The 14,524-nt window shown below is 53.8% G+C and carries 12 protein-coding genes; 7 read left to right on the forward strand and 5 right to left on the reverse strand.

The genetic code is table 11. The features are described 5' to 3' along the window. Nucleotides 1-92: 92 nt before the first annotated feature. Together FFS57_RS21120 and FFS57_RS21125 are read left to right on the forward strand one after the other, a co-directional pair. On the forward strand, nt 93-845 hold the full coding sequence (locus FFS57_RS21120) for a hypothetical protein (protein WP_137939813.1): 753 nt from the start codon (nt 93-95) through the stop codon (nt 843-845). Continuing rightward, nucleotides 842-3,106 (forward strand): hypothetical protein, encoded by a 2,265-nt coding sequence (locus FFS57_RS21125; protein ID WP_137939814.1) that lies wholly within the window; start codon nt 842-844, stop codon nt 3,104-3,106. The genes FFS57_RS21120 and FFS57_RS21125 overlap by 4 nt, the downstream gene beginning before the upstream one ends. Nucleotides 3,107-3,395: 289 nt before the next feature. On the opposite strand, the gene rlmD is transcribed toward FFS57_RS21125, so the two are convergent. Beyond that, on the reverse strand, nt 3,396-4,700 hold the full coding sequence (rlmD, locus tag FFS57_RS21130; RefSeq protein WP_137939815.1) for a 23S rRNA (uracil(1939)-C(5))-methyltransferase RlmD: 1,305 nt from the start codon (nt 4,698-4,700) through the stop codon (nt 3,396-3,398). 399 nt (nt 4,701-5,099) lie between these two features. On the opposite strand from rlmD, the gene FFS57_RS21135 reads away from it, so the two are divergent. Next, complete coding sequence (locus FFS57_RS21135) at nt 5,100-5,459, forward strand: PilZ domain-containing protein (protein WP_171014116.1); 360 nt, start codon at nt 5,100-5,102, stop codon at nt 5,457-5,459. Nucleotides 5,460-5,503: 44 nt separating this feature from the next. On the opposite strand, the gene FFS57_RS21140 is transcribed toward FFS57_RS21135, so the two are convergent. The 4 genes from FFS57_RS21140 to FFS57_RS21155 all read right to left on the reverse strand — a co-directional run bounded on the left by FFS57_RS21140 (nt 5,504) and on the right by FFS57_RS21155 (nt 8,703). Next, complete coding sequence (locus FFS57_RS21140) at nt 5,504-6,019, reverse strand: hypothetical protein (RefSeq protein ID WP_137939817.1); 516 nt, start codon at nt 6,017-6,019, stop codon at nt 5,504-5,506. 91 nt (nt 6,020-6,110) lie between these two features. Next, the gene (locus tag FFS57_RS21145; RefSeq protein WP_171014117.1) at nt 6,111-6,530 is read right to left on the reverse strand and encodes a YdbL family probable chaperone protein; all 420 of its coding nucleotides are present in this window, start codon (nt 6,528-6,530) and stop codon (nt 6,111-6,113) included. 14 nt (nt 6,531-6,544) lie between these two features. Continuing rightward, a complete protein-coding gene (locus FFS57_RS21150) occupies nt 6,545-6,745 on the reverse strand; it encodes a hypothetical protein (protein ID WP_137939818.1) in 201 nt (66 codons plus the stop codon). Nucleotides 6,746-6,753: 8 nt separating this feature from the next. After that, nucleotides 6,754-8,703, reverse strand: a complete 1,950-nt coding sequence (locus tag FFS57_RS21155; RefSeq protein WP_137939819.1) for a translocation/assembly module TamB domain-containing protein — start codon at nt 8,701-8,703, stop codon at nt 6,754-6,756. Between the two features lie 421 nt (nt 8,704-9,124). Between FFS57_RS21155 and FFS57_RS21160 the strand changes: the two genes are divergently transcribed. The 4 genes from FFS57_RS21160 to FFS57_RS25615 form a co-directional block, all read left to right on the forward strand. After that, nucleotides 9,125-12,631 carry an indolepyruvate ferredoxin oxidoreductase family protein gene (locus tag FFS57_RS21160; RefSeq protein ID WP_137939820.1) on the forward strand — a complete coding sequence of 1,169 codons (3,507 nt, stop codon included), beginning with the start codon at nt 9,125-9,127 and terminating at the stop codon, nt 12,629-12,631. 395 nt (nt 12,632-13,026) lie between these two features. Further along, nucleotides 13,027-13,356, forward strand: coding sequence for a BON domain-containing protein (locus tag FFS57_RS21165; RefSeq protein ID WP_171014118.1), 330 nt, complete (start codon nt 13,027-13,029; stop codon nt 13,354-13,356). A gap of 187 nt (nt 13,357-13,543) precedes the next feature. Continuing rightward, on the forward strand, nt 13,544-14,023 hold the full coding sequence (locus tag FFS57_RS21170; RefSeq protein WP_171014119.1) for a BON domain-containing protein: 480 nt from the start codon (nt 13,544-13,546) through the stop codon (nt 14,021-14,023). A 305-nt stretch (nt 14,024-14,328) separates the two neighbouring features. Beyond that, nucleotides 14,329-14,524: hypothetical protein (locus tag FFS57_RS25615; protein WP_212749169.1), on the forward strand; the 196-nt coding region annotated here is incomplete at its 3' end.

Here is a 14,524-nt window from a genome sequence, read left to right on the forward strand (position 1 = left end):
GGACACTGCTGAAAGCCAGCCTACATGCGGCTTATCAGGAAAATGCCGAGGCGGACAACCGGCCAGCTTTACGACATAATCATGCAATGCTCATGAAACCCATGCTTTTAAGAATGCGCATCTGGCTGTCCGGCTTGCTATGGCTGACGTGCCTTAGCATGTGTCATGCAGCGACATCACCACCCGAAACCATGCTTTGGGTTTGGGAACGCCCAACCGATTTACGCTGGCTAAGTCCCGACAAGGCTGGGGTTGCCTATTTACGTACGATCGTGCTGTTGAGTGGCGAGCAAGCTGCCGTCAGTCAGCGACGACAACCGATACACATGCCTGCCACCCTGTTCAAAATACCGGTGGTCCATGTCGATATCGACAACTTGCACCCGCCGACCTTGAACGACGCACAGTTAGTCACCCTGGTCACTGCCGTTGAAAAAGCAGCCGCTGCCAGCCAAGGCTGGGTACAGCTTGATTTCGAGGCTCGATACAGCCAGCGCGATTTCTATCTTCGATTGCTACAGGCCTTGCAACCGCTCAGATTGGCCGCCCCCCAAATCAGACTATCCGTCACAGCATTGGCATCTTGGTGCATGCAAGATGCCTGGCTGGATGCCAAACTGGTAGATGAAATCGTCCCCATGCTGTTTCGCATGCATCGGGATGGCCCGGCAATCCGCGATCATCTGGCTCGACAACACCAGCTGCCAGTGGCCGCCTGCAACCAGTCGGTTGGGCTGCTGATTGGCGATCCGGTTACCACGCCCCATAACACCCGCCGCCGTTACTGGTTCAACCCTGGCGACTGGCAGGCAACGACGCGATTCGAGAAGGAGAATTCAAAGTGAAACGTTTGGCACACCTATTGTGCATGAGCCTGTTGGCTGCCACACCAATGGTGTCGGCCAGCGGCAGTTGGGAACCGGAAAGCCGATTCTTCGCCAACCAGATACCTGATCGCTCGATTGCCTCGCAAATCCAGCATCTCGGCGGTATCTATCCCGAATACCGAATTGCCTTCCTGGTTCATGCCTACTTGGCATTGAATCAGCTCCCCTTGCCTGCCCAATTGGCGGATGACATGGATTTTGCCTGCTGTGACCAGTATCGCGACTACACCAGCGAGGCTGGCGGAGCCGCACAGGAATGGACAGATGCCGCGCAGGACTTGCTGGGAGATAGCAACGTGCCAGATGCCGCCAAATGGTTTGAAGGCCAATACATGGAAAGCCTAAACTGTTACGCCGACGCTTTCCGCAATGCTACCAACACGCTGGAAGCCAGGCAGAAAGCCTACCCACAGGACAGCAAATGGTTGAAAGAGTGGGCTACAGGCCAGAATATCGTCTTTGAAAACTGTGACAAACAACACATAGCCCCGCCCGATGTCCCGGCCAATGCCCCGGCATGGCTTCGGGCCGATCGTGCATATCAACAGGCTGCCGCCACGTTTTACCAAGGGGAGTACAACATGGCTGCTCAACGCTTCGCCGCCATTGCCAAAGACACCCGGTCCCCTTGGTCAGGTATCGCACCTTATCTACAGGCCCGCGCACTGGTACGCATGCTTGCAGCCGGTACAGATCTTGGCAGCGGCAAACAAGCCAATTCGCCAGAACAACAAAAACTGGCGCAAACCGTAGAGCAACTGTTGACCAGCATTCTGAAGGATGCAAAACGCGAAAATCTGCACTCGAGGGCTCGCCGCCTGTTGCGACACACTCAAGTGCTGACCCTCCCTGCCGACACGCTACTTGATGGGTTGGGCACGTCGCTACGCGATCCCATCAAGGCCAGCAGGTCTGATTTGGCCGCTGATTTCCGCAGCGATCTAGCCACACTGTCCACGGCCTACTATCGCGTCCCCAACCATACCCGCAAACCAGCCAAAGATGACCTGATTCAATGGCTGGATTGCATGAAGTCCCGATATAACGCCACCGACCCTTCTCCATTTGCAGCCTTGGCTCGCAATAACTGGCAACAAACACGTAAGACTCATTGGCTGTTGGCTGCCATGTGGTTGAACGACCCAACCAAAGCCGAATTTACCCCGCTTATGGAGGCTGCCCAAATCCTTCATCGCGATCCGAGCAATCAAGCCTACTTGCCAATCTCCTTGCAATTGGCACGGGCCTTGTATCTGAAGCAAGACTGGCCTGTGTTACGTACCGTCGCCCTGGCACTACAACAGCACCCCGCAGTGAAGGAAAGCCCGTCTGAGCAGAACATTGTCAAATCCCTGTTGCTGCCAACGGCCATCTCACAGGAAGAATTCAAAAAATGGGCGGCTCGCCAAGTTGTTGAACGAGTGGATCCGGAAAGCGGCAAGCAACAGGCTGCCCAGGGTACTGCCGAGCAACAGTGGGATACAGATGCGGTCAAACTGTTCAATCAATTACCACTTGTAACCATGGTACGTCTGGCAGAAAACCAGGTGATCGTGAATGAAAAAACCAATCTGGGCAGCAAAGGTATATGGGAACTGATCTGGAGCCGTGCAGCCCTGCTGGAGGACTGGCCTGTAGCCAGACATGCGGCCAGCATGCAGCTCAAGCAATTGGCTGCAGCCAATCAGCCTGCCCCATCCTTGCTCAAACAGTTTGCCGAAGCCACCGATCCCATTCAGCTTAAGAAGCTGCATCTCTATCGTTTCGCAGCCAAAGATGAGGTGGTTACTCCGCCATTGATGCCGCAAGACTCAATCATCGCCCCAGCGCCCTTGCTGCAGGTACAACTCACTGACATTTACTACGATTACAACAGCTATAAATGGTGCACTCTGACTGAAAGCAGTCAAACTGCCCGCCATATACCGCAATGGCTGACTGATACTGAAAAACAGGCTGCTGCTGCTGAGCAAGCCAAGCTAGCCGCCATCCCACCAGATTCCGTCTATTACGGCCAAGCCACCATGGCCTTCGCCAAGACCACACCTGATGACCCTGAAATTCCGCACATGTTGTCCATCGCGGTCAAAATGTCGCGTTATGCATGTCGCAAGCCAGAGGTTGGTACGACATCGAAGCAGGCTTTTCAGCTATTGAAGTCAAAATATGGGAAAAGTGAATGGGCAACCCAGACCAAATATTGGTTTGAGGGGCGATGACGACCAGATCGGCCTTGCGTGTTCATTCTGGCTGAACACTTGAACCAACCTACTCTCCGCAGCGTATTGGCATGGTTGTTGAGAAAGTGCAGCATTCGGCCACCATCGAGGACCTGTTCAAGGCCTGTCGTGAGCGACCGCTAGTGTAGTGAAGCACAGCGCAAAACCGGAATGTATGTTTGATACACGAGGATAGTGAGCAGCACTTGCACCACAATCGCGGGCACGTAATACGATATTGAACAGGTTCGTAGAGATCAATCTGCCTGACGAGGTAATATCCCGCCGCTCACGATGGTAGTTCGAACAAGGCCATGCTTTCCACATGCGCAGTGTGCGGGAACATGTTGACGACACCGGCGGAAACAATCCGGTAACCGTGTACATTGACCAGCACATTGGCGTCCCGTGCCAGGGTAGACGGGCTACAGGATACATAGACAATGCGGCGTGGGCGATTGTGCTCTGAAAATGATTTGACCAACTCCATGGCACCATCGCGAGGTGGATCGATCAACATCTTGTCGAACCGACCAAGGGCATCCAAGATTTCCGGTGTCATTTCAAAAAGATTAGCAACACGAAACTCAGTCAGGTCAGCCAAACCGTTTTTGACAGCATTTTCCTTTGCTCGCTGGGTCAGGCCTTCACTGCCTTCCATACCCAGCACCGCCGCACCACGGCGAGCGATGGGCAATGTGAAATTACCCAGTCCGCAGAACATATCTGCGATGCGCTCACCCGGCTGCGGATCAAGCATGGCGATGGCGCGCTCAACCAGTACGCGGTTGATCTGATGATTGACCTGTGTGAATTCGGTTGGGCGAAATGGCATGGTGACGCCAAATTCCGGCAAGGTATATGTCAATGCAGGCGCATCCAATGGATAGAACGGATAGGCAGTATCCGGCCCTTTGGGCTGCAGCCAGAATTGCACATGCCACTGGTCGGCATAGTCACGCAGCTTTTGCTCATCATCAGCGGTCAGTGGCTCCATGATGCGCAGTACCATCACGTCCACATCCTGCCCGATAGCCAGTTCCACCTGCGGCATGCGGTCGTTGATGGACAGACTGCCAATCAGCCCACGCAGGGGCACCAGTTGGTCAGAGATTCGCTTGGGCAGGATCTGGCAACTGGTCATGTCGGCAATGAAGCTGGACCGCTTTTCATGAAAACCTACCAACATGCCACCTTTTTTTGCAACCATGCGAGCTGACAAACGGGCACGATAACGATAACCCCAAGTCGGCCCATAGATGGCGGGCAACAAGCGTTCCGCTTTTACTTTACCGATATGCCATAGGTTATCCTCCAGCACACGCTGCTTGGCGGCAACTTGTGCTCCAGCATCCATGTGCTGCATGGAACAGCCGCCACATACACCGAAATGCGGGCATTTCGGTTTGACGCGCATGAAGCTTTCATTGTGTATCGTCGTTGCCTGAGCATTCTCAAAATTGGGCTTCTTGCGATAGGACTGATAGGTGACCGTCTCAAACGGCAAAGCACCGTCGATAAAGATAGTTTTGCCTTCTACGTGGGCAATGCCGTGACCCTCGTGGTCAAGCGATTCGATTTTTGCAATGGGCATGAAAACAACCGGCTGAATCTGATCAGGAAAACCAGCGATTGTAACGGATTGGATGAGGTTATGCCGAGCTTGTGTCGGCTGATCAGCCCCTATCCGTTACAAAACCGGACGAATCACTACTCGTGAAAATCATGCAGTGTCAAAAAATCCACGACGGCACGGGTACCGTCCATCAATGGCAATGCAGCCACGTTATGGCGTGCCAGCAGGTACCATGCTTCCAGATGCCGTCGGGCACAACGAATCCTGTTTGTGGCACATCACGGGCACGTCACACAGAGCCAACAAATAGGGAAAAGGCCAATATAAACAATAAGAATTTGCTAATAATCTAATGCATGATATGATTCCGCCGCATTCGATTTAGCACATATAATTTTTTGTAGATGGGGACGCCACTTGGGCAAAGAACAACGTAAACACCCGAGAAAGCTGGTGACATGGCGGGTTGCCATCATTCAGGAATCACAAACCACCCCGGTCGAGGGGCGCACCAATGCTATCTCAGAAAGCGGAGTTGGTATTGTCTGTGGACAACAGTTGTTCCCGTCCCAACGTTGCAAATTGATTTTCCAGATTATCAACAACGGACAATCGCTCTACCTGACCGTCGCCAGCCAGGTCGTCCACTCCGTATTGACCAGCGCAGGCTCCCAATTTCATATCGGGTTTAAATTTACGGAAACCTCAACATCCATCATGGGTCAACTGAACGACTATATTCAGACGCTGGGCCGGGAAGCATTGGACCCCGCCTGATCAAGTATCTGAATAAATCACGAGGGTTGAAACAGGATGCATTGCTATGGCTTTCCTACCTTGCCAAGCGGTATCAGCTTATCTTGCCGAAAGACATCGCGCTCAAAGTAACGCAATAGCCGTTTGGCATCAATGTGCCGGGATTGCGACAACAGACGTCTGATCCCCGCCTCGCTGAAGCCATGAAAATCCGTATCGGCAATGGCACGATACTCCGCAACACTGAAATGTCGACGCAAGGCAGTATCCGGCTTACGATCAATCACTTTCAGTACATCACGGTCGACAAACCAGCAGTGGCCCTGACGATCTTCATAACAACGTAGGTGCTGGCCATCAAACGAATAAAATCGGCCTTCCCACTCAGCATAGGCACGGTATTTGGCCAGCCACACCAACCACCCGACCAGGCTGATGATGCCTGCCGCCACAATGGGAATCCAGATTCGCAGGCTGAGCAGCAGACCACTCCAACCCAATACCAGCACCGCCACCAGCGTCAACATCACGAACACCAGCAGCAACTGGTTTCGACTGCGTTTATCCAGATGCCACAACATGGTCAATCACACCATAACGCAGGGTTCTACTGACATGGTTTCACCGCGATCCTGATGGTGGCAATTACCTGCCACCACATGCTAGTCAAGCTTATTTCTTGACCCAGTCTCCGCCTGGCTTTTGCACGAACCAGCCACCTTGCGCCTTGTCGATCCAGCGCTGGGCAAAAGTCGAACGGATTTCGCCCTCCCATTCCGGGTGGTTGTTGGCACGGGCGATTTCCTTGTACAACTGGCCACGATCACGGTTTTCTTCCGCTACCAACTGATTGGCTTGAGCCCGCTGTGGCAGCGGAACCGCATTGGCGTCGCGCAATGCCACCAGGCCATCCTTGGTCAGACCCACAGCGCCACTGGCATACAGTGGAGCCAATGCACCATGACGAGCCTGCATGCTTCCCTTCAATTGCGCAATGGCGGGTGTATTCACTTCCAGATCTGCTGCAGCCCAGGCACTACCGGCGATCGCCAGGGCAGCGATCATCCCCACTACGGGTTTCATCCAGTTCATGTTCGGCTCCTCACTTACTGTGCTGATTTGTCGGCAGGCTTGTCATCGGCAGGTTTGGTGCCCTGACCTTCCTGCCAGACTTCGTCAATGATCTTGTCTGCCGCTTTTTCCGCAGCGGCTGCCGGGAAGTAGATATTGATGGTGACGCAGGCTGACATGGCCAAGGTAAAGGCCAGTGCCAGCGGCCATTGCCATGGCTGTTTTCTGATATTCATGTTTGCTCCTATTGGACAACCGGCTTCAGATTGTCCCGGGTGATCCGCTTCAGTCTTTCGATCAGCTCATCCCAATCGACCTGCCGATTGTAGCCCATCACAGTGATGGCCGGCACGCCACCACCCTTGACAATCACATACCCATTGGGTGCTGGCTCGACACCGTTCATATGGCATACCCCATTTTGCAATCGGCAACTTAACCCAAGCTGACTGTAACGGAAATTTTCAAAAATACGCAGTACACTTTTCTGTACCGCCATGGCAGCCCCGCCACCGCCCAGCGCCGAGATGTTCTGCACCGCTCGTTGACTGATACGTCGAGGATAGCTACCTGAACTGGAGATCAATTTGGCATCGAATCGCAATGGCTGCCAGTTGGAGAGTTCCAAACCCACCACCGACGCATCCACTTTGCCCAAGATACTGCCGAACGAGAAAGTTTCGGTGAGCATCCCCAAATCCAGCGCTTGGGCCATCAAGTCAGCAGTCAACGAGGGCACCCCCAGCGGATTGATCAACTTAAGCCGCGACAGCTCGATACTGCCGTCGAATACCTTCATTTGCAGCGTGCCATCCATGATCAACGTCTGGTCACGATAGCTGACACGCGGAACTTGGCCTGCCAATGTTCCCTTCATGCTGGGCCAACCCATCGCACTCGAGAAACGTGACATCGAAATAGGCGCCAACGCCCCTGTAAATTGCCATTGCCAATTGCCTGCCACTTTGACTGCATGGAAGTCATGCAAATCCAGCCGGCCATCCAGTACTGGCAAGCTGGCTCGCTTGACTGCAATATCCCAACCATTGAAACGCATGGGTAGCTGAGTGGCGCCCAAATCCACCTTGAGCAGATGTCCACCCGTAAAGGCTAGTGTGGCGTCGGTCGGCTGATCGACTCGCCAGGGCAGCATCAGCTGCACCTGCCTGAAAGCAAAGCGCTGTTGATTGTCCACAACATCTGCATTGCGCAAGGTGACATCCAGCGATTGCAAATTGCCCTTTTGTAACTGCAGGTCGATATCACCCTGGCCATTGGCAGTCAGATCCGCTGCTGCAGTCTCTGCCAACCAGGGCTTCAACAGAACCGCGTACAGGGGGCCAAGGGCCAGTTGCTGGCCGGCCACACTCAGCTTATCCAGCCCACCATCTTGCAACCAGTTCAAGCTGAACTTGACCGAACCGATATCAGCCATGGTGAGATCGGCCCGAGTCACACTGAAACCCGCTGGCGACCAACTACCCGTTGCCCGTAACTGGTGACCGCCTTTGGCGAAATACATCGGGTTCCAAAACACTTCACCGGCCTGCCAATCCAACTCGCCCTGCCATTGCCAATCACCCTTACCATGCTGCACAACCAATGCCAGCGTACCGGCCAACTTGTCCCCAGCATGCAATCCCGACTTGTCCCCAAATGCCAGCTGACTGAAATGCAAACGGCCTGTGACGCCCGCTATGCCGTCGCGACCAAGGGCTACCTGAATCTCACCGTCCGCCAAACCCTTGCTGACCAAGGGCCCTTCACTTGGCAGCAACGGCGACAAACGAGACAGATCAGCATGCTTGAGCTGGATGTTGACGTGCGGCTTGCTCCCTGCCAAATGGCCATTGATCAGCCACTGCTCTCCTGTTGGTCGGATATCCAGCTTGAAACGTTTGACCTGAGGCCAGTAATCCAGCGCAACCTCAATCGGTTTGGGCAACAACAGCAGGCCCTTGTCACAACGTAGCCGCTCACCAGTCATGACCAGGTCCGGACAACGATAGCGCACATCACGGTGATGATGTCCCTGCCAGTAAAGCTCACCAATGCGGGCGTCAAGGGTGATCTTGTCCTGTACATCCAGTGTCGCGGTAATGTCCTGTATGCCGATACTGGGATGACTGAGCCCCTTAATGGCCATGGTCAGACTACTGGCACGTACGTCTTGAACCAGAATCAGCAGGGACATGACCGCCAATCGCCAGAAAAGCGACAAGCCTTTGAAACATGAGATGGAAAAAAAATGAAACATCAATGAATGAATACCGTCTAATAAATGGCATCAACCGGAGCTGACTTCAATCAACGTCAAGCAACCTCCGTTTCCGGATGGCACGGTCTACACTGAAAACAAGGCAAACATGCCTACCTGTGCATGTTGCAGCGCACGAGAGCCAAGGCCGAAAAACTCCGATACAATGCGCCCGCGCAGGTACCGTACCACGGTTGTGCGCCAACGATAAAGGCCGGCTTACCCTGCTAGCCTGGAGCGCCGAGTGAAGGGCTCGTTTGCCCCTCCCGGATTGATCGCCAACCACCCTATCATGAGTTGGCAACGCACCCGGCTTGGCCTCCGTAAGCAGCATTCCACAAAACGGAAGGAGAGTTAGATGACCGCCAATGGCATTACATTGGAGGACAAATACCGCTTGGAATCTGGGCGCGTATTCCTGAACGGCACGCAAGCGCTGGTTCGCTTGCCCATGCTGCAACACCAGCGTGATATCGCAGCCGGCCTCAACACGGCGGGCTTCATCTCCGGTTACCGCGGCTCCCCTCTTGGTGGCTTAGACCAAGAATTATGGCGGGCCAAAAAATTTCTTGAGCCCCACAACATCACATTCCAGCCAGGCTTGAATGAAGATCTGGCCGCCACTGCTGTCTGGGGCAGCCAGCAGGTGGGTTTGTTCCCCGGCGCAAAATACGACGGCGTATTCTCAATGTGGTATGGCAAGGGCCCGGGTGTGGATCGATCCGGCGACGTACTACGCCATGGCAATGCGGCAGGCTCAAGCAAATTTGGCGGTGTGCTGCTGATTGCAGGTGACGATCATGCCGCCAAGTCTTCTACTCTACCCCACCAGACCGACCATGTTTTCGATGCGTTCATGATCCCAGTACTGAATCCGGCTGGTGTTCAGGAATTTCTCGACTTTGGCATCCATGGCTGGGCAATGAGTCGTTATTCCGGTTGCTGGGTGGCACTGAAAGCCATTTCGGACACAGTGGAAAGTTCGGCCATTGTCGATGTCGACCCGAATCGCATTGAAGTCAAACTGCCGGAAGATTTCCACATGCCGGCAGAAGGCCTGAACATCCGCTGGCCAGATCCGCCTTTAGTAGTCGAAGAACGGTTGCTGCACCACAAGCTCTATGCCGTCCTGGCTTACGTGCGCGCCAACAACCTGAACCGTATTGTCATCGACAGCCCCAAGCCCCGGCTGGGCATCATTACCGCCGGCAAGAGCTATCTGGATGTGATGCAGGCACTGGATGATCTGGGTATCGACGAACAGATGGCCGCTGACATCGGCCTGCGTGTGTTCAAAGTCGGCCTGACCTGGCCGCTGGAAAGTGAAGGTGTGCATGACTTTGCCAAAGGGTTGGATGAGATCCTGGTGGTGGAAGAAAAACGCCAGGTCATCGAATACCAACTGAAGGAACAGCTGTATAACTGGAGCGAAGATGTTCGCCCACGCGTCATCGGCAAATTCGACGAAAAAGGCGAATGGGTATTGCCGGAAGGCAGCTGGTTACTGCCAGCCTGTGGCGAGCTGACACCGGCCATGATCGCCCGTGTCATTGCATCGCGCATTGCCCGCTTCTACACCAGCGACATCATTGATGAACGCTTGGCCTTCTTTACAGAAAAAGAACAGGCGCTGAAGAAACCGCGTGAGATCATCGCCCGTCAGCCGTATTTCTGCTCCGGTTGCCCGCACAATACCAGTACCAAGCTGCCCGATGGCAGTGTTGCCTTGGCCGGGATCGGTTGCCATTACATGGCCATGTGGATTACCCCGGGCACCAAGATGTTCACCCAGATGGGTGGTGAAGGTACCACCTGGATTGGTATCCAGCCATTTACTGACACCAAGCACGTGTTTGCCAACCTGGGTGATGGTACCTATTTCCATTCTGGCATTCTGGCAATCCGCGCGGCGATATCGGCGAACATCAACATCACTTACAAGATCCTTTACAACGACGCCGTCGCCATGACGGGTGGCCAGCCAGTGGATGGCACGCTGACGGTACCGATGCTGACTCGCCAGCTTGAAGCGGAGGGCGTCAAGAAAATCATCATCACGACAGATGACCCGGCCAAGTATGAAGGGGTGACCGGCTTGGCCGCCGGCATCACCATCCATCACCGTGACGAGCTGGATCGCATCCAGAAAGAGCTGCGCGAGATTCCAGGTGTCACCATCCTGATTCATGACCAGACTTGCGCCGCAGAAAAACGCCGCCGCCGTAAACGTGGCAAGATGGCGGACCCGGCCAAGCGGGTGATGATCAACGAGCGTGTGTGCGAAGGTTGTGGCGATTGTTCGAAAAAATCCAACTGCCTGTCGGTGATCCCGGTAGAGACTGAGTTCGGTCGCAAACGCAAGATCGACCAGTCCAGTTGCAACAAGGACTTCTCATGCCTGAAGGGTTATTGCCCAAGCTTTGTCACCGTAGAAGGTGCAGCCAAGCTGCGCAAGAGCGTACAAGGCGCCACCGCATTCGGTAGCCTGCCTGTGCTGCCAACACCCACCCTTCCCGACCTGAGCCACCCATACGGCATTCTGGTCACGGGTGTAGGTGGTACGGGTGTGGTCACCATTGGTGGTGTACTGGGCATGGCAGCCCACCTGGATAACATCGGCGCCACCGTGCTGGATCAAACCGGCTTGGCGCAAAAGGGCGGCTCGGTCACCACCCACCTGCGTTTTGCCGACAGCCAACACAAGCTGCATGCGGTACGGATTGCTGCAGGTGATGCCAATGCCATTCTGGGATGTGACCTGGTTGTCGCGGCCAATAACGACTGCCTGTCAAAAATGCGCAAAGGCTTTACGCGTGCGGTGGTCAATTCCTACGAATCCTTCACTGGCGACATCACCAAAAACCCAGACATGAAGTTCCCGGCAGCATCAATGGAAAAAACCGTACTGGAAGCGGTAGGTGAAGACCATTTCGACATGGTGAATGCCACCAATATGGCGACTGCGTTGATGGGTGATTCGATTGCCACCAACATGTTCATGCTGGGTTTCGCATGGCAGAAGGGGCTGATCCCCATCTCGGAATCTGCCATCCTGCGCGCCATCGAGCTGAACGGTGCCGCCATCGAGATGAACAAGCAAGCGTTCACTTGGGGCCGCCATGCTGCGCACGATTCCGCATTCGTCGAACGTGTTGCGTTCCCGGAGCTGGAAAGCACCATCAAACGTGCACTGGAAACCACGTTGGACGACATCATTGCGCACCGTGTCAATCACCTGACCGGTTATCAGGATGCCGCCTATGCCCAACGTTACAAGAACTTGGTCGAAAAAGTACGGGCGCATGAGAAGCGTGTAAATCCGTCATCGGAAGTATTGGCTCGCGCCGTTGCCCGCTATTACGCCAAACTGCTGGCATACAAGGACGAATACGAAGTCGCACGCCTGTATACCGACGGCGAGTTCATGAAATCGCTGCATGACACCTTTGAAGGCGATTACAAACTTACCTTCCAGCTTGGTCCGACCTGGCTGCAAAAAAATGGCGAACCGCGCAAATTCACCTTCGGCCCATGGATGATGAGTGCATTCAAATTATTGACAAAATTCAAACACCTACGCGGCAGCAAGCTGGATGTGTTTGGCTATCAGCATGAACGCAAAGTGGAACGCGAACTGATTAGTGAGTACGAGCAGACCATCGAGCAATTGCTGGCTCAGTTGAAACCGGAAAACCTGGCACTGGCAGCCGATATTGCAGCCTTGCCTGAGAAGATCCGCGGTTATGGTTACATCAAGTTGGGCAGTATTGACGCAAACCGCCGCGAGCGCGAGGAGAAGCTACAGGCTTTCCGTGCCGTACAAAGCGCCCCACCGGTACTGAAAGCTCAACCCATTCGTATCTGAATCAGTAATCGGGCACGGGTGGAACAAGCCTCCCCTGCCCATTTTGTCTGACTGACTGCCGCACGACTTTGCCCATTCACTCTGGCAGATTCGTGCGGATTTTTATTGCCCGCCTTTGCCCACCCCTGGCGCTTTGAAGAAATTCATCAAGTCCACATGTAGTAAACAACGGTACATCCCAGAAAAAGTGTCGTCAATTAACGACACATAAATATTATATAAATCAGTAACTTAAATTACAACAATCTCTAGGCGTCGCCAATTAGCGACAATTAAACCGCTCAATATTACCTGTCAATAAATAACATATTAATTTTAATTAATTAAAATTCGGATGGCGCAAATCTTGCAGTAGGTAAGGCGCAATGTTGTCACTATCAACTAAGGAGATCCAGATGAAAGCAGGTAAGCAATCTATCGCCATTGGTACCGTAGCACTTTTGGGCATCATGCAGCCTGGCTTTGCCACCACCCCCATGGTGGATGACAGCCCGCAGATCATCGCAGCCAGTGCAGTCAACGATACCGCCATCACGGCCAAAGTCAAAGCTGCACTGATCGCTGACCCAGCCGTCGCCGGCCTTTCCATTTCGGTCGAGACCAAGGATGGTGTGGTTATCTTGACTGGTAAGGCAAAAAGCGAAGTTGAGAAAAGCCGTGCTACCGAAATTGTACAGGCCATTGAAGGCGTGAAATCCGTCCAGAACGAAATCAAGCTGATGTAACCCAAGCGCGGATCGGCATCGGCCAAGACGCTCTGCCGACCCGCCATACTGACCTCGCCAAGCCATGACACCGCAACAGAGAATGCGATCAGGCCTTCAAACAGGTTGAGTCTGGTCAGGAAGCCAAACGGGTGATTTCCATACCCTATTCATGGCCAGCACAGCCACGTTCCTGAGGACAAAGACCATGCAATCGACAAAACATCTTGCTCATTATGTACCCGTGCTGCTGGCTACGCTGTTAGCAGCGGGTTGTGATCAAATGCAACAGGACAGCATTGGCAACCAAGCAAGGAATGAACCTTCACAAAATGAACAGCCTTCTGACCTGGCTGCTGCCGATGCCAACCGCCTTTTGGAAAGGGAACCCACCGCCGCAGGCCAACCCAGTAGCGCAGAACCCGCCGGCAAAGAACCAGCAGCGCCCTCAGCCAGCCAACTATCCAACGACATGGCATTGGATAATCTGGTCACCAGTGCCATCAATCAAGATGGCGTATTGAAAAGCGAACACATTGATGTGACCGTTCAATCCGGCATCGTCACCTTAGCTGGTACGGTTGAATCAAATGTAGTACGCGAACGTGCAGCCACTGTGGCGCAAGGCGTCAGTGGCGTCAAAGCCGTGAAGAACCAGCTGACAGCTTCGGTTACACCGAAAGGCTGATTGATCAACCGGCCGCATTGTCATGGGCAATGCAGCCGGTTTCACTTCCATGCAAAAACAAGCGATATGTTAATGCCCGCACTTGAGTCAATACATCAGGTGCTATATGCAACCCAAATACTGTTACTACTACGTTAACACCGGGTGGTCACGCTAAGAACCGTTAACAAAACCCAGCGAAGTGGTTCTGGTTAGGCGTGCAAACAAAGACAGTACGAGCGTACGACGAGTTTGCACAACAACACCAGAAGGGTTTTGTTAGCGGCTCTAAATGGCATTGCGTTGCCCTCGACCGAGTTGGCCACATGATTTCGCAAGTGCTTGACACGCAGGAGAAATACCGCGATCGCAACAAGCACGGTGATAACGGATTCCGCTGTCAACACCGACACCATCTTGCCAATGCCGACGGGGCATACCCCCGTCATGACACCGTGACTGCTCAGCGCTCCCTTAAACTCTCACTGCCGTACTCCATCAACGGGCTCAGGAAGTACTCGA

This window comes from Chitinivorax sp. B (assembly GCF_005503445.1).
Classification (GTDB): domain Bacteria; phylum Pseudomonadota; class Gammaproteobacteria; order Burkholderiales; family SCOH01; genus Chitinivorax.